A 1,274-nucleotide genomic window follows, 5' to 3' on the forward strand; every position below is an offset into this window, starting at 1 on the left:
TGCCACATAGCCGGTAAACTCTGTAAACAGCTGCCGGTTGTACCCCAGTCTGATTTCTACCTTATCACCGACTTTTATGAAATTGCCGAGGTGTTCCACCGGTTTTAAAATGCCGTTACCGTCATAATAATAGATGGCTTTCGGAAGTTTAATGGTTGCCGTATCGGTAAAGGTTCGCCAGCTTTTTTTAATAGTAACTTCCGTGGCTGCCGTGAACTTTAATGTTCCGATTAGTATTTCAATACAGGGTACCATTACGGGGAGATGATAAAAGGGGTTTTACTTTTTGCCTCCAATTCAAAAGCCTGAATATGCGAGTAGCCGATCGACGGCGTTAAGGTCAGCCTGTGAATGCTCATATAATGTATACCGAGCATGGTTAACAAAGTTCCTTCGCATTCAAGTAATGACGTTTTAAGCTCACAAACCCGTTGTAATTCCTTGACCTGCTGTTCCGGGTAATCGGTGCTTTCATAATTGATCAAAAGCCCTCTAATGGTCAATTGCCAGTCATCCAGTGCGATGAGTTCCTCTACATTTCCGTCACGCCCGAAAATATCGGTTTCGACAATCTTTTTAGGTCTTATGGGTTCAATGGTCGTTTCCAGTGGAAAAGAATACCCGCCGAAGCGTTCACCGGTTCCTTCAATATAAGAAGGCTTCAGGTCTATAAAATCCCAGACCGGTGTTCCCATGACGGAAACTTTGGCAGGTTCATTATTAGTTGGCAGTACCTGTATATCATCAAAACCGTTAAAAAGTGCATCTGCGACGGTCTGAGTGGCAAACCCAAGTTTAAATGGAAAGTGCTGTTTGATCAGTTCTTTAACATTAATATTATAACTCGACATTTTCTCCTTCTTTTGCATTAGCTCTTTTGTTCTCAAAAAACAGTACCCATTTCAGCTGTTCCCATTTATTCCAGAAGGTCTGGTCATCCAGTTCCTCCGGGAAAGGAATTTTAAAATGATAGCTTATAAGGGCACTTACTTTTCGGATGAAATCAAATCCGGCTTCCTTATTGATCGGAAGCCCTAAACTTCCCCCAGTTCTGCTTCTAAAAACTTAATGATTCCCGAAGCCTGTATTGCTGCCGTATCGGCAATGTCACCGCTCATTTTCAGCCTTTCATCGCCGCCAAGCCAGCAGTTATCCCGGATAAATTCCCCGCATTCTAAAATTTTATTCTGCGAATACATGGAAAGCGCGGTGGCTTTGATTTCCCTTCCGGGTGGTTTCAGATAGCCGACAATAGGATTTCCGTCTTTATCTTT

At 42.9% G+C, this 1,274-nt stretch carries 2 protein-coding genes and 1 pseudogene; all 3 read right to left on the minus strand.

What is annotated here, in order from left to right:
- A pseudogene (locus BW951_RS22300) lies at window positions 1-255 on the minus strand (hypothetical protein); the annotation flags it as partial.
- Window positions 255-869: a DUF6046 domain-containing protein gene (locus tag BW951_RS22305; RefSeq protein WP_139326254.1), complete on the minus strand. Its 615-nt coding sequence runs from the start codon at window positions 867-869 to the stop codon at window positions 255-257. The pseudogene BW951_RS22300 and the gene BW951_RS22305, both read right to left, overlap by 1 nt.
- A gap of 165 nt (window positions 870-1,034) precedes the next feature.
- The coding region (locus BW951_RS22975) for a hypothetical protein (RefSeq protein WP_175608873.1) at window positions 1,035-1,274 on the minus strand (240 nt) is incomplete at its 5' end.

The organism is Chryseobacterium gambrini (genome assembly GCF_900156825.1).
Classification (GTDB): domain Bacteria; phylum Bacteroidota; class Bacteroidia; order Flavobacteriales; family Weeksellaceae; genus Chryseobacterium; species Chryseobacterium gambrini.